Below are 24,211 nucleotides of genomic sequence, written 5' to 3'. Positions count from 1 at the left end.
GGTCATGCAGCTTTCGGACCTGTCCGTTCGCCGTCCGGTCTTCGCGGCGGTCGTCGCGGTGCTGCTCTGCATCGTCGGGGTGGTCGGCTATCTCAGCCTGTCCATCCGCGAATATCCCGACACCGACCCGCCCATCGTCTCGGTCGAGACCAGCTATACCGGCGCGGCGGCCTCGGTCGTCGAAACCCGCATCACGCAGATCATCGAGGATGGCGTCGCGGGCGTCCAGGGCATCCAGAACATCAATTCGACCTCGCGGGACGGCGTTTCCTCGGTCAATATCGAATTCGACCCGTCGCGGGACATCGATTCCGCCGCCAACGACGTGCGCGACCGCGTCAGCGGCATCGTGGAGGATTTGCCGGAGGACGCGCTGGCCCCCGAAATCCGGAAGGTCGACGCCGATGCGCGGGCGATCCTGTTCATCGTCTTCACCAGGGACGGCTGGACCCCCACCCAGATCGCCGATTATCTCGACCGCAACGTGCTGGACCGCTTTTCGGCCATTGACGGCGTCGCCCGCGTCACCGGCGGCGGCGACGAGCGGCCCTCCACCCGCATCTGGCTGAATGCGGAGAAGCTGACCGCCTTCGGCATCACGCCGGGCGACATCGAAAGCGCCCTGCGCGCCCAGAATGTGGAACTGCCCGCCGGGCGTTTCGAGTCCAAGGACCAGAACCAGACGCTGCGCGTCGAGCGCGCCTTCTCCACGCCCGAACAGTTCGCGCAGCTTGTCGTCGGGCGCGGCGCGGACGGCTATCAGGTGAAGCTGGGCGACGTGGCGCGGATCGAGCAGGGCGCGGAAAATCCCTACACCTCCTTCCGCTCCAACGCCGCGACCGGCGTGGGCGTCGGCATTATCCGCCAGTCGGGCGCGAACACTCTGGAAGTCGCGGAAAAGGCGAAGGCGCTGATCGCCGAACTGCGGACCACCCTGCCGCCGGGCATGAAGGTCACCATCGGATCGGACGAATCGCTGTTCATCGGCCGCGCCATCGACAATGTCTACGACACGCTGGGCGAAGCGGCCCTGCTGGTGGTGCTGGTCATCTTCCTCTTCCTGGGGTCGATGCGGGCTACGATCATCCCGTCGATCACCGTGCCGATCTGCCTGCTGGCGACCTGCGCCGTCATGTGGCTGCTGGGCCTGTCGATCAACCTGCTGACATTGCTGGCCTTCGTGCTGGCGATCGGGCTGGTGGTGGACGACGCCATCGTCGTGCTGGAAAATGTCTATCACCGCATCGAACAGGGGGAAGACCCGCTGGTCGCCTCCTATCTCGGCACGCGGCAGGTGGGCTTCGCGATCATTTCGACCACGCTGGTCGTCTGCGCGGTGTTCGTGCCGGTGATGTTCCTGGCCGGGCAGACCGGCCTGCTGTTCCGCGAACTCGCCATCGCGATGATCGCCGCCATCGCCTTTTCCGGCTTCATTTCCTTGAGCCTCGCGCCGATGCTCTGTTCGAAGCTGCTACGCCATTCCGAACGCTCGCGCCTGTCGCGCTGGGTGGACGACAGGTTCCAGCGGCTGGAGGCGGCCTATGGACGCCTGCTCGACCGCGTGCTCAGGCGGCCGCTCATGGCTGTCGTCCCCGTGCTGCTGTTCCTTGGAATCGCCGGCGCGCTGTTCACCATGCTGCCAACCGAACTCGCCCCGGCGGAGGATACCGGCGTGGTCGACGGCCAGGTGACGGCCCCCGAAGGCACCGGCTTCGACCGCATGAAAATCTATATGGAGAAGATCGAAACCGATCTTCAGCCGTTGCGCGACAAGGGCATTCTTCAGGTGCTGAACATGCGCGCGCCTGCCGGTTTCGGGGCGAGCGACGATTTCAACGGCGGCAACATCATCGCCTTCCTGCGGCCGTGGGAGGACCGGACCGTCACCACCGCGCAGGTGGCCGACACGATCAACAAGATCATCGCCAGCCAGCCCGGCGTGCGCGGCAATGTCGCGCCGCGTTCGGGGCTTGGGCGGGGACGCGGCCTGCCGGTCAATCTGGTGCTGGCCGGGTCGACCTATGAGGGGCTGGTGGCAGCCCGCGACCGCATCATGGCCGCCGCCGCGACCAATCCGGGCTTCATCAACCTCGATTCCGATTACAAGGAAACCAAGCCGCAGATGCGGATCGAGGTGGACCAGCAGCGGGCGGGCGATCTGGGCGTATCGGCCAACGACATCAGCCAGGCCTTGCAGACGTTGCTCGGTTCCCGCCGCGTCACCACCTATGTCGACCGGGGCGAGGAATATCGCGTGCTGGTGCAGGCGGAGCGGGAGGGGCGGCAGACCCAGGCCGACCTGGAGCGCATCAACGTGCGCAGCCGCACCGGCATGCTGGTGCCCCTGTCCGCCGTCGTCACCCTTCGCGAAGTCGCGGGGCCGCGCCAGCTCAACCGTTTCAACAAGCTGCGCGCCATCACCCTGACCGCTGCCCTGGCGCCGGGCTATTCGCTGGGCGAGGCGCTGAACTTCCTGGAGGATCAGGCCCGCCAGTCGCCCGAAGTGCTGGCGCTGGGCTATCGGGGCGAGAGCCAGTCGCTGCGCGAGACCGGCGGGTCGATCTGGCTGGTCTTCGGCCTCACCATATTGATCGTCTACCTGCTGCTGGCCGCCCAGTTCGAAAGCTTCGTCCACCCCGGCGTCATCATCGCCACCGTCCCCCTGGCGGTCGCGGGCGGCGTGCTGGGCCTGGCGCTGACGGGCGGGTCGGTCAATCTCTACAGCCAGATCGGCATCGTCATGCTGGTGGGGCTGGCGGCGAAGAACGGCATCCTGATCGTCGAATTCGCGAACCAGCTCCGCGACGAGGGGCTGGAGATCGGCGCGGCCATCCGTCAGGCGGCCGCCCGTCGCCTGCGCCCGATCCTGATGACCTCCATCGCCACGGTCATCGGCGCCCTGCCGCTGGTCATACGCGGCGGCGCGGGCGCGGCGGCGCGTCATTCCATCGGCGTGGTGGTGGTGTCCGGCGTCAGCCTGGCGACGCTGATCACGCTGTTCCTGATCCCGATCCTCTATTCGCGGGTTGCGGGACGAACCGTTTCACCGCAAACCGTCAGTCGGCGGCTGGACTCGGCCTTGAAGGATTCGCCCGAAGCCGCCGAGTAAAAGGTGGAGCTTCGTTGCCGATGAACGAGATTGCGTCTCCGGGTCAATTACGTCTTGCCTATGCGCGCTGGGCGCTGGTTACTGTGCCCGCGATTGTTTTCCTTGGCTTTCTTTCGGGCAAGCTCGCCAATAGTGGCTATGGCAATCGCTGGTTCGCCGCGCTCGCCAAGCCGGAACTGATCCCGCCCGGCTGGGTCTTCGGCGCCGCCTGGACCGTGCTTTATGTGCTGATGGCGCTGGCCTTCGCCATCGTGCTCCACGCCCGCGGCGCCAGGGGCAGGGGCGCGGCGATCATCGCCTTCGTCGCGCAGCTCATCCTCAATCTCCTCTGGTCGCCGCTTTTCTTCCGGGCGCATCAGGTGGATCAGGCCCTGGCGCTGATCGTCGTCCTGTTCGTGCTGGTCGCCGTCACGACCGCGCTTTTCTGGCGCGTCCGCCGGGTCGCGGGACTTCTGCTGCTGCCCTATCTGTGCTGGCTGGCCTTCGCCTCCTACCTCAACTATGAGATCGGCCGCCTCAATCCGGACGCGGAAAGCCTTGGCAAACCCGCTCTCCAGACCCAGATATGATTTTTGGCGCCGCCCGTCGCGACGCCGCACGGAAGGACATAGCATCATGCAGAGCGAAAACCGCTTTTTCGACGACCTTGCCAAGCTGGTGAATGGCGCGGCCGGAACCGTCGCGGGCATGAGCCGCGAATTCGAAACCAACGCCCGCGAAAAGGCCAAGCAATGGATCGGCGGTATGGACTTCGTCAGCCGCGACGAATTCGACGCGGTGAAGGCGCTGGCCGCCGCCGCCCGCGAGGAGGTGGAATTGCTGAAGGCCCGCCTCGACGCGCTGGAGGGCAAGGCGTCCGAACCCGTCAAGCAGACCGTCCGCGCCAAGCCCAGGGACGGCGAATAACCGCCGTTTCCAGGCGAAAGCGGGGTTGTCCACGCATTTTCCATGCCGCCCCGGTTTCCACCGGCGCACAAAAATGCTTTAAGGTGCGCAGATGATGGACAGCGACGAATATGAAAATGGCGGCCAGGAGGCCGCGCCGATCGACATGCTGGCCGCCTATTTCGAGGCGCATGGCTGGAGCTACGATCAGGTCGGTGAGGATGAGATCGTCGCCAGCACCCAGGGTTCCTGGGCGCAATATGAGCTTCGCGGCATCTGGCGGGACGAAGACCAGGTGCTGCAAATGCTCGCCTTGCCCGACATCAGGGTGAATGAGGACAAGCGCGGCGCCATCTACGAAACGCTGGGCCTGATCAACGAACAGCTCTGGCTCGGCCATTTCGAACTCTGGTCGTCCAGCGGCATCGTGCTGTTCCGCCACGGCGCGCTGCTGGGCGCGGGCGGCACGCTGACGCTCGACCAGGCGCAGATATTGGTCGAAACCGCCATAGACGAATGCGAGCGTTTCTACCCGGTGTTCCAGTTCGTCCTCTGGGGCGGCAAGACCCCGGCGGAGGCGATTTCCGCCAGCCTCATCGAAACGCGCGGCGAAGCCTGAGACCCCTTCCCATGACCGACATCTGGCCCGACCATCTCTTCCTTGTCGGCTGCGGCAACATGGCGGGGCAGATGTTGCGGCGCTGGCTCGCCTGCGGCCTCGATCCGGCGCGGGCGACCGTGCTGCGTCCCAGCGGCAGGGCGGTGGCGCAGGGGGTGGCGGTCGTCACCGACTATCCCGCCTCGCTGCCCGCCGGCACCACCGTCGTGCTGGGCATGAAGCCCTATCAGCTTGGCGAAGTCGCGGCCCTGCTTGCGCCGCTTTGCCGTGCCGACGTGCGGATCGTCTCGATCCTTGCAGGAACGCGGCTGGCCGATCTGCGCGCCGCCTTTCCCGCGGCGGCGGAAATCGTCCGCGCCATGCCCAACCTGCCGGTGGGCATAGGGGAGGGGGTCATCGCGCTCCATGCGGAAGCCGCCCTCTCGGTGGCGTCGCGAACGGCGGTGGAGGCGTTCATCGCTCCGCTCGGCCTTGCCGAATGGATTGCGGATGAAGGGCGGTTCAACGAAGTCACCGCGCTGTCCGGCTGCGGCCCCGCCTTTCTGTTCCGCTTCGTCGATGCCCTTGCGCGGGCGGGCGAAGCGATCGGCCTGCCCGCCGATCAGGCCGCGCGCATGGCGCTCGCCACCGTGCGCGGATCGGCCAGCATGGCCGCGATGGCGAGCGAAAGCCCGGCCGCGCTGGCGGACCGCGTGGCCAGCCCCGGCGGCATGACGCGGCAGGGCCTGAACGTGCTCGACGCCGACGACCGGCTGCTGAAGCTGCTGACCGACACGCTGGTCGCCGCCCGCGACCGGGGCGAGGCCATGGCCAGGGGCGAATAGGGCCGGGCGGTTCACCTCCTCATGGAAATGCTTTAGAGGGGGCAACCGTCCGCTTTGGAGTCCTGCGATGCCGTCCCCCGAAACGCCGATTCTTGTCCTCACCACCGGGGGGACCATCGACAAGATCTATTTCGATGCGCTGTCGGACTATCAGGTGGGCGAAACCGTGGTGGAGAAGCTGCTCGATATCGGCCGGGTCAAGCGGCCCTTCCGCATCGAGGAGGTGGTGCGCAAGGACAGCCTGGAACTGGACGATGCCGACCGCGCCCTGATCCGCGACCGGGTCGCCGCCGCCCCGGAAAGCCGCATCATCATCACCCATGGCACCGACACGATGACGGAGACGGCGAAGTCGCTTTCCGCCATTGCCGGCAAGACGGTGGTGCTGGTGGGAGCGCTCGCCCCGGCGCGTTTCGGGGAAAGCGACGCCAGCTTCAACCTGGGCATGGCCTTCGCGACGGCGCAGCTTGCCGCGCCGGGGGTTTACATCACGATGAGCGGGTCGGTCTTTCGGGCCGACAAGGTGATGAAGGACCGGGAAAAGGGCGCCTTCGTTCCGATCGACGAGTGAGTTCGCGCTGGGGGTGGTTTTTGGCCAGTTTAAGACATTCCCCTCCCGCAGGCGGGAGGGGCTAGGGGTGGGCGCGACCCCGGACTTGATCCGGGGGAGCTTCTGACTTAACCGTTGTAAAACAACGCGGATGTTGCGCCGGCCCACCCCCTGGCCCCCTCCCGCCTGCGGGAGGGGGAATGGAATGTTCGCTCCCCACCGATGATCACTTCATCACCGGCCGCCTCAACGCGTGCCGGCATTCCCCGCAGCCGCCGGAACGGCGGCGCCGTCGGGCGTCTGCGCCTTGGGCGCGAAGATGCGCAGGCTGTCGAGCGTCTTTTCCGCCATCGCCTGATATTGCTCGCTCAGCATTTCGGGATAGACGAAGCTGGCCGTGACGATGGCGCCGTCCGGCTGCTTCATAAGCCGCAGCGCGACGTTGTTCCCCTCGCCGTCATTGGCCGTGCCGCGATATTCATTGTCGCCGATATAATCGCCGCTTACTCCTTCGGAGCCTTCGCTCACCGTCTCGACGATCTGTTGCAGCGTCTGGTCGCCCTCCTTCTTCTGCCAGAAGATGCGGACGTCCGCGCCCGCGCCGGGATCCTGATAGACCACGCCGTCGGCATTGCTGGACGCCGCGTCCTTCTGCCAGCCTTCGGGGAAGGTGATGGAAAAGCCGCGTTCCACATTCACATAGTTGCGCGATTCGGGGGTGTCGGCCTTCGCTTCGGCCATCGCCCTGGCCGCGGCGGCGTTGGCCGCGGCGGCGAGTTCGTCCTGGCTCGGGAGATCCTCTACAGGTTCGGCCCGCCCGCAGGCGACCAGCAGGAGGAGGGGCATGGCGGCGGCGAGGGTGGCGCTTTTCATCGCTCCCCCAAAGCATAGCCGCCGCGACATTTCAACGCCGCAACCGAACGCGGCGCGATGGAGCGACGACGACGCGGGGCGTCCGGCCCGATCAGGCCGCCCAGAAAAGGCAGCCCGAAAAGATCAGGCGGCGCTGTCGATGCCCAGTTCAGCGAGCTTGCGGTAAAGGGTCGAACGGCCGATGCCCAGCCGCCGGGCCACTTCGGTCATGCGCCCGCGATAATGGCCGATGGCCAGGCGAATGACGTCCGCCTCGATCTCCGCCAGTTGACGGACATGGCCGTCGCCTTCGAACAGGGTGATGCCGGCGGCTTCCCGATGCGGCTGCGGCACGGCATGGAGCCGGCCACGGGACTCGCCATGGGCGCGGCCGCGGATCTGCGCGGCGATCTGCGGGAAGTCCTGGGGGGTCAGCGCATCGCCCTCGCACAGCACCGCGGCGCGGAACAGCGCGTTCTGAAGCTGGCGCACATTGCCCGGCCAGTCATGCTGCATCAGCAGCGCCAGCGCGTCGTCGGTAAGGCCAAGGCCGCGCAATCCCGGCTGGGTCGCGATGCGGGCGAGCAGATGGCGGCACAGCGCCGGCACGTCGCCCAGCCGTTCGCGCAGCGGCGGAATGGTGAGCTGCACGACGTTGAGGCGGTAATATAGATCTTCGCGGAAGCGCCCCGCCTCGATCTCGTCATGCAGCCGCTTGTTGGTGGCGGCGATGACGCGGACATCGACATGGATCGGGCGGCGCGCGCCTATGGGCTGGACCTCGCCGTCCTGAAGCACGCGCAGCAGCTTCACCTGCGCGTCCAGCGGCATTTCGCTCACTTCATCGAGGAAGATGGTGCCCATGTCGGCCGCGACGAACTTGCCGACCTGCCGGTCGAAGGCGCCGGTGAAGGCGCCGCGTTCATGGCCGAACAGGTCGGATTCCACCAGATTGGCAGGGATAGCGCCGCAATTCACGGTGATCATCGCCTGCTTGTGGCGGGGGGATGCGGCGTGGATCGCGCGGGCGATCACATCCTTGCCGACGCCGCTCTCGCCCTCGATCAGCACGGGGACGCGGGCGCGGGCAGCCTTGGCCGCGATGGCGAGCGCGGCGCGGAACTGCGGCGCGGCGCCGACCACATCCTCGAAGGACAGGGCGGCGGGAATCTTCTCGGTCAGCGGGCGCAACTCGCCCTTGCCATGCTCGCCGTTCAGCGTGGCGTTGAGCGCGGCGAGCAGCCGTTCGGGCGCGATCGGCTTGGCGAGATAGTCGGTGGCGCCGGCCCGCATCGCCTCCACCGCAACGGCGACATTGTTATGCGCCGTCAGGATCAATATGGGCAGGGCAGGGCGGCGGGCGCGCAGTTCGCGGACCAGGCCGGTGGGCTCGTAGCTGGGACTCCATTGGTCGAGCAGCACGGCGTCCAGCCGCATGCCGTCCTGCGTGCCCAGCATCGCAATCGCGGTGTCGCCGTCATTGGCGAAGATGGTGCGCCATCCCGCGCGGGCGGCGAGAGCCGACACCAGCCTGCGCTGCGCCGGCTCGTCGTCGATCAACATCAGCATCGGAACGCCGTCGCGCGCCATCCTTACCCCTCTTATGCGAACTGGCGCCGAAAGTAGGGAAGAGGGGTAAAGACTGGCTTAACCGGAAAAATTTTCTTGTTCGCTGACGGCTTGAGGGGGAGCGGCCTTGGCGATAAGAGGATGCCCGCGAAACGGACAGAGAGGGACGGTGCATGGCTTCGGACGGGAATATGAACAGCGCAACCCAGACCTATGAAGGGTTCGTGGCCCTCATCAAATGGGGAACCATCGCCAGCGTCGTCGTCGCCGCCCTGGTCGTGCTGCTGATCGCCAGCTAAGACGCGCCTGGTCGCCGGGGTGGGCGAGACGGCCTGTCCCCGGAGGATGAAGGAGCGGTCGGTTTCCCGACGATCTCCTTCGGCCCGGCGGGGCTGGACGGTCGTCGACGTCCCGCAATGAGGGGGAGCAGATGATGGCGTTCCTTCTCCCCTTCTTCCTGGCGGCCTGCATCGTCGGGGCGCTCGTCGCATGGCGGACGCGGCCGGATGAGGGCTGGGCGCTCGTTTCCGTCCTCCAGATGCTGTCATCCGCCATTCTGCTCGGCGCGCTGATCGTCTCGGCGGAAGCGGGCAGCAGCCTGGCTCGGATATTCGGCCTGCTGGCGATAGTGGCGGGCAGCGCCGGGCTTTGCGGCGGCTTCGTGGCGGCGCGGCGGATCGACATGCCGCCCCGGGCATGATGGAAGGCGTGAACGCGACGCTCCTGGCCGGCTGGTCGCTGGCTGCCTTGCTGTTCGCGGCGGCTTTGCTGGCCCCGCTTGGCGGCGGGTTGCGGCGGGGCGCGCATCTGGCGAGCGCCGCGATGACGGTCGCGGCGGCCGTGACCCTCTACAGCCATGATGTCATGGCGCTGCCGCAAATCTGCGCGGCGCTGATCGCCGGAAGCGCCGTCGGGCTGGCGCTGGGGCGCGGCGTTCCGCGATCCGCGCTGCCGTCGCTGCTGGGCGGGTTTGGCGGGCTGGCGGGGCTGGGGGCGGTCTTCCTGGCAGGAGCGGCCTGGCGCGATCCCAATGCCTTCGGCCTGCTGGACGAAATGTCGGACCGGCTGCGCATGGAGGCAGCTGCCGCGATCGGCGCCGCGCTCGCCTGCGGGGCGATGGCCTGCGCGGGTGCGGCGGCGATCCTGCGGCGCGGGGCGGGGTGGCGGCACCCCGTCATCGCCGCCGCCACGCTGCCGGCGACTGGCGGGCTGGTTGCGGCCTTCGCGGCGTCTCCCGACCTGTTGAGGCTCCTTGGCTGCATCGCAGTCGCGCTACTTGCGGGCTGGGCGGCGACGACATCGGCCTTGCGGTCGGGGACCGGACCTGCGCTGGCGCTGGCGGGCGGCTTTGCCGGCTGGGCCGTGGCGGCGTCCGCCTTCTTCTTGGAAAATATGCCGATGGTCGTCGCGGGAGGGCTGGCGGGAGCGGCCGGCACCCTGTTCCGCGCGCGGCTTTGCGGCAGCGCGGGCAGGAAGGGGCTTGCCGATGCGGGACGCCGCCCCTAACGATTTGCGCGATGGACAAGCCCGTCCGGCTTCGTCGGCGCATGGGGATAAGCGGATTCATGAAGAAGCTCGGCCTGATAGGCGGTCTTAGCTGGACGTCGACGGCGCGCTATTATCAGATCATCAACCAGGCCGTGTACCGCGCCAGGGGCGGCCAGCACAGCGCTCCGCTGCTGATCGAAAGCCTGGACTTCGCGGACATAGGCCGCTCCACCACGCCCGACGAATGGGCCCATGCGGCCGATGTGCTGACCGCGTCCGCCAGGCGGCTGGAGCAGGGCGGGGCGGCCGCCCTGCTGATCTGCGCCAATTCCATGCACCGCGTCTATGACGAGGTGCAGGCCGGCGTCGATATTCCGATCGTCAACATCGCGGAGGCCGTCGGGCGCAAGATGCAGGCCGACGGCATCGAAAAGGCCGCGCTGATCGGCACGCGCAACGTGATGACGGAGAAATTCTACCGCCAGCGGCTGGTGGCGCACGGCATATCGCTGCTGCCGCCCGACATGGAACTGGCCGATCGGATCGACCGGATCGTCTATGACGAGCTGACCATCGGCAAGGTGAGCCGCGAGTCCGAGCGCTATATGAAGTCCGAACTCACCGACATCGCCAAGGAGAATGTGCAGGCCGCGATCCTGGCCTGCACCGAATTGGAGATGATCGTCGATGTGAAGGCGAACGTCCTGCCGATCTACGACGGCACGAGCATCCATGCGCGGGCAGGCGTGGACGTGATCCTGGGGGATTGAGGCGGGTCGGCCCTTCCGGGGCGTGGAGTTTTTGGAAATTCGGGCGGGGAGCGGACGAGTCCCCACGCTTCTCTTCCGGCCCGCCCCTTCCGCCCGATTCCGCATCGCGTGCAGGCCTGCGCTTCCCCGGCAATAAAATGCTTTCGGGGGTCTGGCTGTTTTCCTGCTTAATGGTTACATGGGCCGCCACGAATCCCCCAGCGACCGGCTATCCCCCCACTGGCCGGGCGCGCAGCAGAAAGTGGCTTTCACATGGATATCCGCCTCGGCCTCACCTTTGACGACGTGCTTCTTCAGCCCGCCGAATCCGATGTGCTGCCCAGCCAGGCGGACACCAGCACCCATGTGACCCGCGCGATCAAGCTCAACATCCCGATCCTCTCCTCCGCCATGGACACGGTGACGGAGGCGGACATGGCGATCGTCATGGCGCAGTTGGGCGGGATCGGCGTGCTGCACCGCAACCTGTCGGTGGAGGAGCAGGCGGACGCGGTGCGCGCGGTCAAGCGCTTCGAAAGCGGCATGGTGGTCAATCCCATCACCATCACGCCCAATGCCACGCTGGCCGATGCGCAGATGCTGATGACCCGGCACAAGATCAGCGGCATTCCGGTGGTGGAGGCGTCGGGCAAGCTGGTCGGCATCCTCACCAACCGCGACGTGCGCTTCGCCGAAAACCCGGCCCAGCCGGTCAGCGAACTGATGACCCACGACAATCTCGCCACCGTGAAGACCGGCGTGGGCCAGGAGGAGGCGATGCGCCTGCTGCACCAGCGCCGCATCGAAAAGCTGCTGGTGGTGGACGATCAATATCATTGCGTCGGCCTGATCACGGTCAAGGACATCGAAAAGGCCGTCACCTATCCGCAGGCGACCAAGGATGCTTCGGGCCGCCTGCGCGTGGCCGCTGCGTCGACCGTGGGCGACAAGGGGCTGGAGCGCAGCAAGGCGCTGATCGATGCGGAATGCGACCTGATCGTCATCGACACCGCGCACGGCCACAGCCGGCAGGTGGCCGTCGCGGTGGAGGCGGTGAAGAAACTCTCCAACCATGTTCAGGTGGTGGCCGGCAACGTCGCCACGGCCGAGGCGACCAAGGCGCTGATCGGCGCGGGCGCGGACTGCGTGAAGGTGGGCATCGGGCCGGGATCGATCTGCACCACCCGCGTCGTCGCGGGCGTGGGCGTGCCGCAGTTGACCGCCGTCATGGATTCGGCCGAGGAAGCGGCGAAGCAGGGCGTGCCGGTGATCGCAGACGGCGGCCTGCGCACGTCGGGTGACGTGGCGAAGGCGCTGGCGGCGGGCGCGGGCTGCGTCATGGTGGGGTCGCTGCTGGCGGGCACGGCCGAAGCGCCGGGCGAAACCTTCCTCTATCAGGGCCGCGCCTATAAGAGCTATCGCGGCATGGGTTCGGTCGGCGCGATGGCGCGCGGTTCGGCGGACCGCTATTTCCAGGCGGACATCAAGGACCAGATGAAGCTGGTGCCCGAAGGCATTGAGGGCCAGGTGCCCTTCAAGGGTCCGGCGAAGGATGTGATCCACCAGCTTGTCGGCGGGGTGAAGGCGGCCATGGGCTATACCGGCAGCGCCACGATCAAGGATTTGCAGGAACGCGCCCGCTTCGTTCAGATCACCAATGCAGGCCTGTCGGAAAGCCATGTCCACGACGTGACGATCACGCGGGAAGCGCCCAATTACCCGACGCGCTGACCCCTCGATCAAGCCCCTCCCCTTCAGGGGAGGGGTTGGGGGTGGGGGCGTGCCTCAAACGCTGTGCCCTGTATCGATCCCCCACCCCAACCCCTCCCCTGAAGGGGAGGGGCTTGTTTCGTCATGACCCCATCCGCCCGTGTCCAGGCCGCCATCGAACTGCTCGACGCCATCATGGCGTCGGCGCGGGATGGCGGGCCAGCGGCGGACACGCTGATCGCCCGCTATTTCAAGGAACGGCGCTATGCCGGCTCCCGCGACCGGCGGGCGGTGCGCGACCATGTCTATGACGCGGTGCGCCGCGTGGCCGAACGGCCGGAGAGCGGACGCGCCGCCATGGTCGGGCTGGCGCGGGAGCGGGCCGAACTGGCCGCATTGTTCGACGGATCGGCCCATGGCCCGGCGCCGATCGCCCACAGCGAAGCGGGCGCTCCGGCGGGCGTCGTGCCCGGCTGGATCGAACCGCTGCTCGCCGCGCCGGTGGAGCGGGACGCCCTGCTGGGCCGGGCGCCGGTCGACCTGCGCGTCAACCGGCTGAAGGGCGCTCCGGACCGGGTCGCGCAACATTATCCCGATGCGGTCCGGATCGCCGGACTGCCCGACGCCCTTCGCCTGCCCGAAGGCGCGCCGGTCGAGCAGAGCGACCCCTGGAAATGGGGGCAGGTCGAGGTGCAGGATGCGGGCAGCCAGTTGATCTCCGCCGCCTGCGCCGCCGCGCCGGGCATGACCGTGATCGACCTTTGCGCCGGGGCGGGGGGCAAGACGCTGGCATTGGCCGCGGCGATGGGCGGCAAGGGCGTGCTGATCGCCGCCGACACCATCCGCTCGCGCCTCGCCCGGCTCGATCCACGCGCCGATCGCGCCGGGGCGACCTTCATCGAGACGCTGCTGCTGGACCAGGGGCATGAGGCGGGCGCGCTGGAAAGCCTGAAGGGTCGGGCCGATGTGGTGCTGGTCGACGCGCCCTGTTCGGGCACCGGCACATGGCGGCGCAATCCGGAGGCGCGCTGGCGGCTGACCCCTGCGCGGCTCGACCGGCTGGCGGCGGAACAGGCGCGCATCCTGGATTTCGCGGCCCCCCTGCTGGCGCCGGGCGGGGCGTTGATCTATGCTGTCTGCGCGCTGACGGACCGGGAGGGGCGGGATCAGGTGCGGGCATTTCTGGAACGGCATGACGGCTGGACCGTCGAACGGATCGAAGCGGCGATGGGCCGCGCCCATGGCGACGGGCTGCTGCTGACGCCGGGCCATGACGGGACGGACGGTTTCTATTTCGCGCGGCTGCGACGGACGGCATGAAAGAGTCGATGGACAAGCGCCCGCAAAATCGCGAGACTTGGCCACCGGAATCCGGACCGGAATCAGCGCCTGAAACATGGCTGGAGTTGTGCATGCGTTTTACCCCTGCTTCGGTCGCTTTGGCCGTCCTGCTGACCACCGTTTCCAGCGCAGGCCTGTCGCAGCGCCCGGATTCGCAGATTTCGCCGCTGTCGGTCGAATGGCAGAAGGCGGGCGAGGCGGCGCGCAAGGCGGGCAATTATCAGGGCGCGACCGATGCGCTGGAAAGCGCGCTGGCGGTCGATCCGCGCAACCGCACCGCCTATATCGAACTGGCGCAGGTGGCGCGGGCGCAGGGTTTGCAGGGCAAGGCGATCCGCCTCTATCGCGAGGCGCTGTTGCTGGAGCCCAATGACGTCGCCGCTCTGGTGGGCCAGGGCGAGGCGATGGTCGAAAAGGGTGCCATCGCGAAGGCCAAGGAAAATCTCGCCCAGGCGCAGGGACTCTGCAAGGCGAACTGCGCGGCTGTCGGCCAACTGGCGGCGGCGATAGAAAAGGGTCCGCCCGCGACCGTGCTGAGCGCGAAGGATAGCGTCCCCGCACCCAAGGGATCGGCAACCGAGACGCCTTGATCCACAAGCCACGCTGCCGCCGAGCCCCACAACCTTTCTCCTCCCCTCCCTCCCAGGGAGGGGCCGGGGGTGGGTAGCCGAGCGCAGCGAGGCTCGTTACGGCAGGATCATGCGCCGCGTCCCCGGATCGGCCCGGCCGCAATCGACCAATAGCCGCCATCCGGGGACGACCGCTAATCTTCCCAAAAACAGCCGTTCATCGAACGAGTTTGTTTGATCTTCCTATTTTGCTAATTCGTGTCAATGAGAACCGCGATCTTGATATTGGTAGCCGCGACGATTGGTTGTGGTTCGAAATCGAACGTCGATCCCTTCGCAAATTGCGCGACCCCGATCCCCGGCTTTCATAGTTTCCGCTCGCGAGATTTCGCCGAACACTGGTCCGCCCCAATAGACGGGCATTATGCCAACATCGTGAAGGTCGATAAGTCCGGCAGCATCACGTGGAACGGCATCGATCTCTCCTCAATGCATGACGATGGTGAGGCGGCGCTTGAAACCTATCTGACGGACCTAAACTCCTTACAGATCCCCCAACCTGTCACGGCCTTAGATTTCGATGCTGGCGCACCTTGTGCAAGGATCGCCGTCGTTCGAAAATTGATGATCAAGCATCTGCATTGCTCCAATACAGGCAGGTGTTTTCAAGGCACCTTTGAATGATGCAGCCAGAATGACGGATAAACACTCAATCTGACTGAAAGTGGGCGGTCAGCTATCCACCCAAGCCAGCCTCAAAAACTAAAGCCGCCCCAACACCCGCGCGACCTCAACAAATTCCTCGACGCTCACCGTTTCAGCCCGTCGTTGCGGGTCGATGCCGACCGCCTCCAGCGCCTCCAGCGCACCGGGCAGGCCTTTCAGGCTCTGGCGCAGCATCTTGCGGCGCTGGCCGAAGGCGGTGGCGGTCAGGCGTTCGAGATGCTTCAACTGCACCCCCTCAGGCGCGGGCCTGGGCGTGATGTGGACCACCGCCGACATCACCTTCGGCGGCGGCGTGAAGGCGCTGCGGTGCACCTTCATCGCGATGCGGGCGTCGCTGCGCCATTGGGAGAGCACCGCCAGGCGGCCATAATGGTCGCCGCCCGGCTTCGCGACGATCCGTTCCGCCACCTCCATCTGGAACATCAGCGTCAGGGTCGACCACCAGGGAAGCGGACTCCACTCCGCCGAAAGCCAGCCGATCAGCAGCGCCGTGCCGACATTATAGGGCAGGTTGGCGATGATATGGGCGCCTTCGCCCGCCTCGGCGCGGGCGTCGACCTCCATCGCGTCGCCGGAAAGGACTCGAAGCTGGCCCGGAAAAGCCGCGTCCAGTTCGGCCAGCGCGGGCAGGCAGCGCCGGTCCCGCTCCACCGCGACCAGCTTCGCCCCGGCGCGCAGGATGGCGCGGGTCAGGCCGCCGGGGCCGGGGCCGACCTCGAAGGCGGGTTGGCCTTCCAGCGGGCCGGGAATGGCGGCGATGCGGTCCAGCAACTGCTCGTCCAGCAGGAAATTCTGGCCCAGCGCCTTGCTCGCCTGCAACCCATGGGCGGCGATCACTTCCCGCAGCGGCGGGAGCTTGGCGCGAGTCTCAGCAGCCATGGGCCTCAGCAGCCGGGGGTCAGCCGGGCGCGGGCGGCTTCGGCGGCCATCCTGATCGCCGCCATCATCGCGCCGGGATTGGCGCTGTCCGTGCCCGCAATGCCGAAGGCGGTGCCATGGTCGGGCGAGGTGCGCACGATGGGCAGCCCCAGCGTGATGTTGACGCCCTCGTCGAAATTCAGCGTCTTGATCGGGATCAGCGCCTGATCGTGATACATGCACAGCGCCGCGTCATAGGTTTCGCGGGCGCGGGCATGGAACAGCGTGTCGGCGGCGAGCGGGCCGCTGATGTCGTAACCCTCCGCCTGGAGCGACTCCACGGCGGGGCGGATGATGTCGATCTCCTCCCGCCCCAGCGCCCCGCCTTCGCCGGCATGGGGGTTGAGGCCCGCGACCACCAGCCGGGGACGGCCGATGCCGAAATTGCGCTGAAGCCCCTTGGCGGTGGTGATGGCGCGGGCGCGGATCAGGTCGATTGTCAGCGCGGACGGCACGTCGGCCAGGGCGATGTGGATGGTGATCGGCACGACCTTCAGCGACGGCCCCGCCAGCATCATCACGGCGTTGTGGGGCGCCACGCCGCAGCGTTCCGCGATGAATTCGGTCTGCCCCGGATGGGCGAAGCCGACGCCGTAAAGCTGTTCCTTGCCGACCGGGGCGGTGACGATCCCGGCCGCCGAACCGCTGCGGGCCAGGCCCACGGCGACTTCCAGCGCCTGGAACGCCGCGCGCGCGCCGTCGATGCTGGGCGTGCCGGGCGTGATCTCTCCCGCGTCCGCCACTTGCAGGCAGGGCAGGGCCTTGTCGAAGACCTCCGCCGCTTCCTCCGGCGTGCTGACCGGCTCGACCGGGCCGAGCCAGACGGCGCGCAGGGACGCGGCGTCGCCCACGGCGAAGAAGGGCGACAGGCCCCGCGCCTCCCGCATGACCCAGCTTTTGGCGACGATTTCCGGGCCAATGCCCGCCGGATCGCCCAGCGACACGGCGAAGGGCGGCATATCCGCCGGATCAGTTATAGTCGATAACGGCATCGCGGCGAAGATCGCGCAGATAGATGCGGGCGCGCTTGTTGACCCGTTCCTCCTCCAACTGCGCCATGATCTGTTCGGCGTTGGGCGCGGCGGCGGAGGAGGCTTCGTCGCGGCCGCAGACGACCAGCACGCGCACGCCGTCATTGATCGATCCGAAGGGCGGCGTCGCCTCTCCCACCTGGAGGTTCAGGAGGATGTCCTGCAACTGCGGCGGCAGGTCGCGCAGCTTCACATTGTCGTTGTCGACCACGTCGGCGCCGATCTTGCCGCCCAGTTCATTGGCCTGGCCGCAGCCCTTGACCGCCTTGACCTGCGCGGCGAAGGCGGCCGCCCTGGTGCTCGCCTGCTCCTTGGTCGTGCCGGCGGGGAAGCTGACGGAAAGCTGCTTGAGGCTGAGCAGCGCGTCGCGCGGATCGGCGGTCAGCACCTTGCGCTTGTCCATGACATAGATGATCGAGACGCCGCCCGGCACGCCGATCGGGCCGGCGATCTGGCCGACCTGCATCTCGGCGGCCGCCTGCGCCAGTTCGTCGGGCAACTGGACGGGACGGACCCAGCCCAGGTCGCCGCCGACCGCCGCCGTGGAGGCTTCGGAAAATTGCCGCGCATAGGCGGCGAAGCTGCCGCCCTGCTTGATCTGGTCGATGATGTTGCGGGCATTGGCGATGATCTGCTGCTGGTTTTCCGGTGTGGCCGACAGGTAGATTTCCCCGATGCGGAATTCGTCGCTGCCCTTGGCCGCGTTCATGCGGTCCACCACCGACTTCACCTCATCCTCCGACACGTTGACGAAGGGCTGGATATTGCGGCGGAGCAGGCGGCTCCAGGCCAGCTCGCCCTCGATCTGCCGCTTGATGCTGGCCGACGAGCTGCCCTGCTGGCGCAGATATTGGTCGAACTGGGCGGGGGACTGGCGGAAATTGGCCGCGACCCGCTCATAGCTCTGGTCGATCTCGGCCTTGTCCACCTTGATGTCGTTGGCGGCGGCTTCCTGGATCTGGAGCGTTTCGTCGATGAGGTTGCGCAGCACCTGGACGCGCAGCCTTTCCTTCTCCTCGTCCGACACCTTGCCGCCATTGGCGGTGATGATCAGGGCCAGGCGCTGGTCGACGTCCGTGCCGGTGATGATGCGGCCGTTGACGATGGCCGTCGCCTTGCGGACATTGGGGTCGCTCTTGCCGAAGATGGTCACGTCCCTGGGCAGGTTGAGTTGCTGCGAGGCGACGCCGTCATCGTCGCCGACCGTCTGGGCCGCGACGGCGTTCACGCCCGTCGCCAGGAGGGCCGAGGACAGGAGCATGGTGCGAAAACCCGACCGGACATGGCTGCCAATGCGGGAAAACGGGGAAACGACAGGCTGCATCGTCGACAAAAATCTCCAATCGGTTCGGCACGAGATGCGCCGATCCGCCTTAACCGACCCTGAGCAGGAAGCGGGAAGGCTGATCCTTATATGCCAATATTGCGAAAAGCCAGCCGAAGCTGGTAGCTGTTGCCCTTTCGTGCGTCGCCCAGCACCTGATAGTCGCGCCGCCAGGTGAGGCCGAGCGTCAGGCAATCGTCCTCATAGGCGATGCCCAGGCGGTGGCGGACGGGTTCATAGCCGTCCGCTACCGACAGCGGGTCTTCCTTCGTGTCGGTCAGGTCGATGACGGTCGAGCCGAAGACCGACCAGAAGCGGGCAAACTGGACGCGCGCCCCCAAGCGCAATTCCTCCCGGTCCTGCAAATCCTCCAGATTGCGGTCGGCGTCGCGGTTGAGGCGGAGATAGCCGACCGTCGCATAGGTCTTGCGGCTGCCGACCGTCGCGTCGATTTCGTTGCGGCGGACCGCCAGCTTGTCCTTGTCCACGCGGAAGCGGTGGGTGACGCTGATGAAATCCCTGTAGCGGACGGTGGTGCGGCCGACGATGTCGGACAGGCGGTCCGACAGGCCGGTGCCGTCGGGCAGGATGCTCTCCCGGCTGTTCAGGCGATAGCTTTGCCCGACCACGCTCTCCAGCGAGAAGTTCGGCAATGACAGGCCATATTCCAGGCCATAGGTGACGCGGGTCGAATCCTCGAACCTGTCGTAACCGGAAAAGCGGTTCAGGGCGAAGAGGTTGCTGTCCTCCAGGTCGATGGCGCGGGCGTCCTCATTGGGGACGGAAAGGTTCGCGATCCTGGGCGCGGCGACGATCTGGACGCGCGGCGCGATGCGCTGCGCGCCGCCGAACGCCTGGCCCATGAAGGGCCAGCGCATGTCGACGGCGGCTGCCGCGATGCCCCGCGCCTTCCACCCCGGATCGCCGGCGTAGCTGACCACGCTGTTCATCAGATTGTCGCTGCTGTGATAGACGTCGCCACGCAGATAGGTGGTGAAGGTGACTTCCTGCCCCATCGGCGTCAGCTTGCGCAGATTCCATTCGAAGGCGGCGAAGGCGCGCTGCGTGTCCTGGCCATGGGTGCGGGTGATAGCCAGGCTGTTCGCCTGCAACTGCGCCACGCCGCCCAGCAGCGGGTCTTTCATCCGCAGGCGATAGTCGATGACCGGCAGCGCGATCGGCATCTGCCCCTGCGAATCGCCGGTGCGCAGCGTCTGCACCGCCCAGCCGGCGATGGAGAAATAGCTTCTCTCCCCGATCCGTCGGGCGTTGAGCGTGGAGCGCAGCCGGTCGTCATTGCTGATGTCGTAGCGGCGAAGGAATGTGCGGTCGGTCGCGGCGCGGATCGAGCCGCCTATGCTCCATTCCGGCGTCAGTTGCAGCGCGCCGCTGGCGTCCAGATGGCCGCGAAAATCCTTTTCCGACCCCGCCGGCGCTGTGGAGGACGGGTTGCCGGTGGCGACGCGGCTGCCATAGGTGGCGTAGCCGGTGATCTGATAGGCGCCCCTGTCCCACAGATGCCGGTAATTGCCCTCCAGCATCGGCAGCGTTTCGGTATAGACATGCGGCGTGACGGTCAGGTCGCGATTGGGCGCCAGCTTCATATAATAGGGCAGCGCCACTTCGAACCCGTTGTTCCGGTCGTAGCGCAGGTTCGGAACCAGCAGGCCGCTGCCGCCATTGTCGCCCACCGGATGGGAGAAGCCCGGCAGCGGGATCAGCGGCAGGCCGAACAGCTCCACGCTGGCGTTGCTGTATTTGACGCGGGCCTTGACCGGATCGTAGACGACCCGGACCGCCTTGATCTGCCAGGTCGGCTCCTTGGGGCAGCCCTCATGATCCTCGACCGCGCAGCCGGTATAGGCGGCCTTGCGCAGCGTGTAGACGCCGTTCACCCGCTGGCCGTCGGCGGCGGCCAGCCGACCGCCCGATTGCAGCACCAGCAGCATGTTGCGGACCATGCCGTCCTGAAGGGAATCGGTGACGTCGAACCTGTCGCCATAGGCGATATTGCCTTCGGGATCGGTGACGGACACGTTGCCGGTCGCCTCCACCTTGCCCGTGGTGCGGTTCCACACGACCTTGTCGGCGCGCAGCCGGTTGCCTTCCCGCAGCAACTGCACATTGCCGCTGGCGGTCACGACCTCGCTGTCGCTGTCATATTCCAGAGCGTCGGCGGCGAAGCCGATCTGGTCGTCATTTTCCGGCACCGGCGCGTCGGGCGCGCTGACCGTCGTCTGCGGTTCCTGCAACTGCTGCGCGGCGGCATGGGGGGCGATCCCCAGCCACGAAAGGGCGACGCTCGCGGCCAGGGCCTTTTTGAAACGCAAGGGGAAAGGGGAAATCTGCAAAGGTGGGGGCCTCTTCGGGGGCGCTTTGTTTCCGCCTATCGCACTGCTTTGCGCGCGCCGCAATCTTTCACCGCCAGTCTTTTGCCCGAAATCGGTCGAACGGCTTTGCCAGACGGTCGAACCCGCACTATCTGGGGGCGGAAGACATGAAGCCCCGCAGGAAATAAAGGACCATAGATGGAAATCGCGTTCAGCCCTGTCCGCCCCGAAGCCGATACGCTGGTCTTCGCCGTGCCCAAGGGCGGATTCGACGCCTTGCCCCTGGCCGCCGCGGCCGTGCTGGCGGCGGGGGCCGCGGCGGCGCGCTTCACGGGGGAGGCGGGGTCCAGCTTCGAGAGCTTCGTGGAAGAGGGCGGCAAGGTGCTGCGCGTGGTGCTGGTGGGCACCGGCGCGGGCAGCGACGCGGATCATGAGCGCGCCGGCAGCGCGCTGACGGCGCGGCTCGCGACCAGCGGCGCGACCCATGCGGCGGTGGAATTCTTCGGCGGCGCGAGCGGCGAGAGCGCGGCGGCGCTGGCCTTCGGCGCGTCGCTGCGCGGCTGGCGGATCGACACCTATCGCACGCGCCAGGCGGAAAAGGCCAAGCCGACCCTCAAGCAGATCACGCTGGTTTCGAGCGATGCCGGGGCCGCCTGGGAACGCGGGTCGGCGGTCGCGGCGGGCGTGGCCTTCACCCGCGAACTGGTGTCGGAACCGGCCAACATCCTCTATCCCGAAAGCTTCGTCGAACGGTGCAGGCATCTGGAGGAACTGGGCGTCAAGCTCACCGTGCTGGACAAGGCGGCGATGACCGACCTGGGCATGGGGTCGCTGCTGGGCGTGGCGCAGGGTTCGGCGCGCGAGCCGCGCCTGCTGGCGATGGAATGGGACGGCACGGGTGGCGCGGCCGAAAGGCCGCTGGTCTTCGTCGGCAAGGGCGTGACCTTCGACACCGGCGGCATCTCGCTGAAGCCCGGACCGGGCATGGAAGACATGAAGTGGGACATGGGCGGCGCGGGCGCGGTCGCGGGCGCGATCAAGGCGCTGGCCGGGCGCAAGGCGAAGGTTCGGGTCGTCGGCATTTGCGGCCTGGTGGAGAACATGCCGGACGGCAACGCGCAGCGTCCGGGCGACATCGTCACCTCCATGTCCGGGCAGACGATCGAGGTGCTGAACACCGACGCCGAAGGCCGTCTGGTGCTGTGCGACGTCATCACCTGGGCGCAGAAGACCTATGCGCCGGAAATCATCATCGATCTGGCGACCCTGACCGGCGCGATGATCATCTCGCTCGGCAACGAATATGCGGGCATCTTCGCCAATGACGACGGCCTGGCCGACGATCTGATCGCGGCGGGCAAGGCGTCGGGCGACCAGTTGTGGCGCTTCCCGCTGGGCGACGCCTATAACAAGCTGATCGACAGCCCGATCGCCGACATGAAGAATATCGGCCCGCGCTATGGCGGGTCGATCACCGCGGCGCAGTTCATCAAGCGCTTCGTCGACGAGGGCGTGAAATGGGCGCATCTCGACATTGCCGGCATGGTCTGGGCCGACAAGCCGGGCGCGACCTGGGACAAGGGCGCGACCGGCTATGGCGTGCGCCTGCTCGACCGCTATGTCGCGGATAAATTCGAGCAATAATGCAGGTCGATTTCTACCAGCTCAGCCGCGATCCCGTGGAACAGGTGCTGCCCGCCATAGCGGGCCGCGTCCTGGACATGGGCGCGCGCCTGCTGGTGGTGGCGCGGGAGCCTGAACGGTTGGAGCGGATCTCAGCCGGACTATGGGCCGGGCCGCCGGAGAGCTTCCTGGCGCATGGCCGGGCGGGCGATGATGCCGAATCGGTGCAGCCGGTGCTGCTGGCGCAGCATTGCCCGGCCGCCGATCTGGTCGCCAACGGGGCACGGCATGTCGCATTGGCCGACGGCCTATGGCGCGAGGAAGCGCTGGGTTTCGAGCGCGCCTTCTACTTCTTCGACGCCGAAACCATCGACGGGGCGCGGGCAAGCTGGCGCGAACTCGCCAAGCGGGAAGGCGTGATCCCCCGCTTCTGGCGGCAGGAAGGACGCAAATGGGTGCAAGGCCCGTAGCGGGGACCGGAATCCACCCCCTCTTGCGATAGCCATCCGCCCGGTCTAAAGGGCGCGCCAACTCATCCCAATAATTCGGAGCTTTTGAGCCTCATGGCCGTCACCCGCACCTTTTCGATCATCAAGCCCGACGCGACCCGTCGCAACCTGACGGGCGCCGTGACCAAGAAGCTGGAGGAGGCGGGCCTGCGCGTCGTCGCTTCGAAGCGCATCCGCATGAGCCGCGAACAGGCCGAGGGCTTCTACGCCGTCCACAAGGAACGCCCCTTCTTCGCGGATCTGGTCGCCTTCATGATCTCCGGCCCGGTGGTCGTGCAGGTTCTGGAAGGCGAAGACGCGGTGAAGCGCAACCGCGACATCATGGGCGCCACCAACCCGGCCAATGCCGATGAAGGCACCATCCGCAAGGAATATGCCGAATCGATCGAGGCCAATTCGGTCCACGGTTCGGACAGCGAGGAAAACGCCGCGATCGAGATCGCCTATTTCTTCAAGCCCGACGAAATCGTCGGCTGACCCGGCGCGATATTTTGAGAGAAGGGGTCGGGGCGCATGCTTCCGACCCCATTTTCGTGGCCGCTTCGGGTGGAGAGCGGACCCATCCTATTCCTCCCCATCGATAGATGGGGAGGGGGACCGCGCGAAGCGTGGTGGAGGGGAAAATGCGCAGGTCACGCCATTTCCCCTCCACCATGCTCCGCATGGTCCCCCTCCCCACGCTTCGCGCAGGGAGGATTTTAGGGGCAGCTACCCGCCAAAACCCGCCTCATCCCAATTGCGGGGGCGCCTCGAACCTGTCGATCACCCATTCCTCCGCCTGGGCGCCGCCTATCCATTCCTGCATCCAGGGATGGTTGATCACCGCCCGCATATAGGCGTCCGCAAAGCGGGCCACGGGCAGTTGATAGGTGATGAAGCGCGTCACGACCGGCGCGAACATCACGTCGGCCGCGCTGAAATCCCCGAACAGGAATTCCCCCGCGCCGCCATGGCGGGCGCGGGCCTCCGCCCATAATTGCATGATGCGCGCTATGTCCTGCGCCACCGCTTCGGATGGCGGGACGGGGGCATAGATCTGGCGGATGTTCATGCTGTGCTCGCGGCGCAGCGCGGCGAAGCTCGAATGCATTTCCGCCGCCATCGACCGGGCCATGGCGCGGGCGGCCGTGTCGGCGGGCCAGAATGCGCCGCCGCCGGACTTCTCGTTCAGATATTCGACGATCGCCAGGCTGTCCCATACGACGATGTCGTCGCCGTCCCACAGGATCGGCACCTTGCCGGAAGAGGGTGCGAATTCGTCGCCTTCGCGCCGCTTTTCCCACGCCTCGTCATAGAGCGGCACGACCACTTCCTCGAAGGGAAGGCCGGACAGCTTGCACGCCAGCCAGCCGCGCAGCGACCAGCTCGAATAGGCCTTGTTGCCAATAAACAGCTTCATCATGCCCCTGTCTTAGACGGCAGGGGCAAGGGAAGTCGAGAGGATCGCGGCCATCGTTCCTCCCGCCGGCAGCATTTGTTTCCGCG

The 24,211-nt window shown here is 66.9% G+C and carries 24 protein-coding genes; 17 read left to right on the top strand and 7 right to left on the bottom strand.

The window, feature by feature from the left end; all coding sequences use genetic code 11:
* Positions 1-4 precede the first annotated feature (4 nt).
* The 6 genes from Sj15T_RS09305 to Sj15T_RS09280 all read left to right on the top strand — a co-directional run bounded on the left by Sj15T_RS09305 (position 5) and on the right by Sj15T_RS09280 (position 6,008).
* Entirely contained in the window at positions 5-3,109 is a 3,105-nt protein-coding gene (locus tag Sj15T_RS09305; RefSeq protein WP_013040763.1) for an efflux RND transporter permease subunit, read from the top strand.
* Positions 3,110-3,129: 20 nt separating this feature from the next.
* Positions 3,130-3,678 (top strand): TspO/MBR family protein, encoded by a 549-nt coding sequence (locus Sj15T_RS09300; RefSeq protein ID WP_007683946.1) that lies wholly within the window; start codon positions 3,130-3,132, stop codon positions 3,676-3,678.
* A 46-nt stretch (positions 3,679-3,724) separates the two neighbouring features.
* Positions 3,725-4,015 carry an accessory factor UbiK family protein gene (locus Sj15T_RS09295; RefSeq protein WP_007683948.1) on the top strand — a complete coding sequence of 97 codons (291 nt, stop codon included), beginning with the start codon at positions 3,725-3,727 and terminating at the stop codon, positions 4,013-4,015.
* A gap of 91 nt (positions 4,016-4,106) precedes the next feature.
* On the top strand, positions 4,107-4,613 hold the full coding sequence (locus tag Sj15T_RS09290) for a YbjN domain-containing protein (protein ID WP_013040761.1): 507 nt from the start codon (positions 4,107-4,109) through the stop codon (positions 4,611-4,613).
* A gap of 11 nt (positions 4,614-4,624) precedes the next feature.
* A complete protein-coding gene (locus Sj15T_RS09285; RefSeq protein WP_013040760.1) occupies positions 4,625-5,437 on the top strand; it encodes a pyrroline-5-carboxylate reductase in 813 nt (270 codons plus the stop codon).
* Positions 5,438-5,504: 67 nt separating this feature from the next.
* A complete protein-coding gene (locus Sj15T_RS09280; RefSeq protein ID WP_013040759.1) occupies positions 5,505-6,008 on the top strand; it encodes an asparaginase domain-containing protein in 504 nt (167 codons plus the stop codon).
* A gap of 225 nt (positions 6,009-6,233) precedes the next feature.
* Here Sj15T_RS09280 and Sj15T_RS09275 read toward each other — a convergent pair whose 3' ends face one another.
* Entirely contained in the window at positions 6,234-6,860 is a 627-nt protein-coding gene (locus tag Sj15T_RS09275) for a hypothetical protein (protein WP_013040758.1), read from the bottom strand.
* Positions 6,861-6,983: 123 nt separating this feature from the next.
* The gene (locus Sj15T_RS09270) at positions 6,984-8,429 is read right to left on the bottom strand and encodes a sigma-54 dependent transcriptional regulator (RefSeq protein ID WP_013040757.1); all 1,446 of its coding nucleotides are present in this window, start codon (positions 8,427-8,429) and stop codon (positions 6,984-6,986) included.
* Positions 8,430-8,599: 170 nt separating this feature from the next.
* Between Sj15T_RS09270 and Sj15T_RS09265 the strand changes: the two genes are divergently transcribed.
* The 8 genes from Sj15T_RS09265 (at position 8,600) to Sj15T_RS09230 (ending at position 14,949) form a co-directional block, all read left to right on the top strand.
* Positions 8,600-8,707: an aa3-type cytochrome c oxidase subunit IV gene (locus Sj15T_RS09265; RefSeq protein WP_021223190.1), complete on the top strand. Its 108-nt coding sequence runs from the start codon at positions 8,600-8,602 to the stop codon at positions 8,705-8,707.
* Between the two features lie 134 nt (positions 8,708-8,841).
* Positions 8,842-9,108, top strand: coding sequence for a proton-translocating transhydrogenase family protein (locus Sj15T_RS09260; protein ID WP_041386507.1), 267 nt, complete (start codon positions 8,842-8,844; stop codon positions 9,106-9,108).
* Between the two features lie 8 nt (positions 9,109-9,116).
* The gene (locus tag Sj15T_RS09255; protein ID WP_148225558.1) at positions 9,117-9,914 is read left to right on the top strand and encodes an NAD(P)(+) transhydrogenase (Re/Si-specific) subunit beta; all 798 of its coding nucleotides are present in this window, start codon (positions 9,117-9,119) and stop codon (positions 9,912-9,914) included.
* 59 nt (positions 9,915-9,973) lie between these two features.
* On the top strand, positions 9,974-10,666 hold the full coding sequence (locus tag Sj15T_RS09250) for an amino acid racemase (RefSeq protein ID WP_025161047.1): 693 nt from the start codon (positions 9,974-9,976) through the stop codon (positions 10,664-10,666).
* Between the two features lie 252 nt (positions 10,667-10,918).
* Positions 10,919-12,376, top strand: a complete 1,458-nt coding sequence (gene guaB, locus Sj15T_RS09245; protein ID WP_013040754.1) for an IMP dehydrogenase — start codon at positions 10,919-10,921, stop codon at positions 12,374-12,376.
* A 123-nt stretch (positions 12,377-12,499) separates the two neighbouring features.
* The gene (locus Sj15T_RS09240) at positions 12,500-13,675 is read left to right on the top strand and encodes an RsmB/NOP family class I SAM-dependent RNA methyltransferase (protein WP_013040753.1); all 1,176 of its coding nucleotides are present in this window, start codon (positions 12,500-12,502) and stop codon (positions 13,673-13,675) included.
* A 92-nt stretch (positions 13,676-13,767) separates the two neighbouring features.
* Positions 13,768-14,286 carry a tetratricopeptide repeat protein gene (locus tag Sj15T_RS09235; RefSeq protein ID WP_037510035.1) on the top strand — a complete coding sequence of 173 codons (519 nt, stop codon included), beginning with the start codon at positions 13,768-13,770 and terminating at the stop codon, positions 14,284-14,286.
* A gap of 258 nt (positions 14,287-14,544) precedes the next feature.
* Positions 14,545-14,949 (top strand): hypothetical protein, encoded by a 405-nt coding sequence (locus Sj15T_RS09230; protein ID WP_148225557.1) that lies wholly within the window; start codon positions 14,545-14,547, stop codon positions 14,947-14,949.
* A 78-nt stretch (positions 14,950-15,027) separates the two neighbouring features.
* Here Sj15T_RS09230 and rsmA read toward each other — a convergent pair whose 3' ends face one another.
* The 4 genes from rsmA to lptD form a co-directional block, all read right to left on the bottom strand.
* Positions 15,028-15,870 (bottom strand): 16S rRNA (adenine(1518)-N(6)/adenine(1519)-N(6))-dimethyltransferase RsmA, encoded by an 843-nt coding sequence (rsmA, locus tag Sj15T_RS09225; protein ID WP_013040750.1) that lies wholly within the window; start codon positions 15,868-15,870, stop codon positions 15,028-15,030.
* Positions 15,871-15,875: 5 nt separating this feature from the next.
* Entirely contained in the window at positions 15,876-16,901 is a 1,026-nt protein-coding gene (gene pdxA, locus Sj15T_RS09220) for a 4-hydroxythreonine-4-phosphate dehydrogenase PdxA (protein WP_041386001.1), read from the bottom strand.
* Positions 16,879-18,264: a peptidylprolyl isomerase gene (locus Sj15T_RS09215; protein ID WP_013040748.1), complete on the bottom strand. Its 1,386-nt coding sequence runs from the start codon at positions 18,262-18,264 to the stop codon at positions 16,879-16,881. Before Sj15T_RS09215 ends, pdxA begins: the two co-directional genes overlap by 23 nt.
* Before the next feature lie 86 nt (positions 18,265-18,350).
* Entirely contained in the window at positions 18,351-20,615 is a 2,265-nt protein-coding gene (gene lptD / locus Sj15T_RS09210) for an LPS assembly protein LptD (protein ID WP_013040747.1), read from the bottom strand.
* Positions 20,616-20,792: 177 nt separating this feature from the next.
* Here lptD and Sj15T_RS09205 point away from each other — a divergent pair, with 177 nt between their 5' ends.
* The 3 genes from Sj15T_RS09205 (at position 20,793) to ndk (ending at position 23,203) form a co-directional block, all read left to right on the top strand.
* Positions 20,793-22,238: a leucyl aminopeptidase gene (locus Sj15T_RS09205; RefSeq protein ID WP_013040746.1), complete on the top strand. Its 1,446-nt coding sequence runs from the start codon at positions 20,793-20,795 to the stop codon at positions 22,236-22,238.
* On the top strand, positions 22,238-22,687 hold the full coding sequence (locus tag Sj15T_RS09200; protein ID WP_013040745.1) for a DNA polymerase III subunit chi: 450 nt from the start codon (positions 22,238-22,240) through the stop codon (positions 22,685-22,687). The genes Sj15T_RS09205 and Sj15T_RS09200 overlap by 1 nt, the downstream gene beginning before the upstream one ends.
* 93 nt (positions 22,688-22,780) lie before the next feature.
* On the top strand, positions 22,781-23,203 hold the full coding sequence (gene ndk, locus Sj15T_RS09195; RefSeq protein WP_007684133.1) for a nucleoside-diphosphate kinase: 423 nt from the start codon (positions 22,781-22,783) through the stop codon (positions 23,201-23,203).
* Between the two features lie 250 nt (positions 23,204-23,453).
* On the opposite strand, the gene Sj15T_RS09190 is transcribed toward ndk, so the two are convergent.
* Positions 23,454-24,128: a glutathione S-transferase family protein gene (locus Sj15T_RS09190; protein WP_013040744.1), complete on the bottom strand. Its 675-nt coding sequence runs from the start codon at positions 24,126-24,128 to the stop codon at positions 23,454-23,456.
* Positions 24,129-24,211 lie beyond the last annotated feature (83 nt).

It is taken from the genome of Sphingobium sp. TA15 (assembly GCF_037101235.1).
Classification (GTDB): Bacteria; Pseudomonadota; Alphaproteobacteria; order Sphingomonadales; family Sphingomonadaceae; genus Sphingobium; species Sphingobium indicum.
This window is presented reverse-complemented; position numbering and strand designations above follow the sequence as displayed.

Coding starts and splice junctions, on each gene's coding strand:
- Sj15T_RS09190 (WP_013040744.1), bottom strand. CDS start 24,128: ATGATGAAGCTGTTTATTGGCAACAAGGCCTATTCGAGCTGGTCGCTG.
- pdxA (WP_041386001.1), bottom strand. CDS start 16,901: ATGCCGTTATCGACTATAACTGATCCGGCGGATATGCCGCCCTTCGCC.
- ndk (WP_007684133.1), top strand. CDS start 22,781: ATGGCCGTCACCCGCACCTTTTCGATCATCAAGCCCGACGCGACCCGT.
- Sj15T_RS09205 (WP_013040746.1), top strand. CDS start 20,793: ATGGAAATCGCGTTCAGCCCTGTCCGCCCCGAAGCCGATACGCTGGTC.
- Sj15T_RS09300 (WP_007683946.1), top strand. CDS start 3,130: ATGAACGAGATTGCGTCTCCGGGTCAATTACGTCTTGCCTATGCGCGC.
- Sj15T_RS09285 (WP_013040760.1), top strand. CDS start 4,625: ATGACCGACATCTGGCCCGACCATCTCTTCCTTGTCGGCTGCGGCAAC.
- Sj15T_RS09200 (WP_013040745.1), top strand. CDS start 22,238: ATGCAGGTCGATTTCTACCAGCTCAGCCGCGATCCCGTGGAACAGGTG.
- guaB (WP_013040754.1), top strand. CDS start 10,919: ATGGATATCCGCCTCGGCCTCACCTTTGACGACGTGCTTCTTCAGCCC.
- Sj15T_RS09215 (WP_013040748.1), bottom strand. CDS start 18,264: ATGCAGCCTGTCGTTTCCCCGTTTTCCCGCATTGGCAGCCATGTCCGG.
- Sj15T_RS09250 (WP_025161047.1), top strand. CDS start 9,974: ATGAAGAAGCTCGGCCTGATAGGCGGTCTTAGCTGGACGTCGACGGCG.
- Sj15T_RS09265 (WP_021223190.1), top strand. CDS start 8,600: ATGAACAGCGCAACCCAGACCTATGAAGGGTTCGTGGCCCTCATCAAA.
- Sj15T_RS09295 (WP_007683948.1), top strand. CDS start 3,725: ATGCAGAGCGAAAACCGCTTTTTCGACGACCTTGCCAAGCTGGTGAAT.
- rsmA (WP_013040750.1), bottom strand. CDS start 15,870: ATGGCTGCTGAGACTCGCGCCAAGCTCCCGCCGCTGCGGGAAGTGATC.
- Sj15T_RS09260 (WP_041386507.1), top strand. CDS start 8,842: ATGGCGTTCCTTCTCCCCTTCTTCCTGGCGGCCTGCATCGTCGGGGCG.
- Sj15T_RS09280 (WP_013040759.1), top strand. CDS start 5,505: ATGCCGTCCCCCGAAACGCCGATTCTTGTCCTCACCACCGGGGGGACC.
- Sj15T_RS09275 (WP_013040758.1), bottom strand. CDS start 6,860: ATGAAAAGCGCCACCCTCGCCGCCGCCATGCCCCTCCTCCTGCTGGTC.
- Sj15T_RS09290 (WP_013040761.1), top strand. CDS start 4,107: ATGATGGACAGCGACGAATATGAAAATGGCGGCCAGGAGGCCGCGCCG.
- Sj15T_RS09235 (WP_037510035.1), top strand. CDS start 13,768: ATGCGTTTTACCCCTGCTTCGGTCGCTTTGGCCGTCCTGCTGACCACC.
- Sj15T_RS09240 (WP_013040753.1), top strand. CDS start 12,500: ATGACCCCATCCGCCCGTGTCCAGGCCGCCATCGAACTGCTCGACGCC.
- Sj15T_RS09305 (WP_013040763.1), top strand. CDS start 5: ATGCAGCTTTCGGACCTGTCCGTTCGCCGTCCGGTCTTCGCGGCGGTC.
- Sj15T_RS09270 (WP_013040757.1), bottom strand. CDS start 8,429: ATGGCGCGCGACGGCGTTCCGATGCTGATGTTGATCGACGACGAGCCG.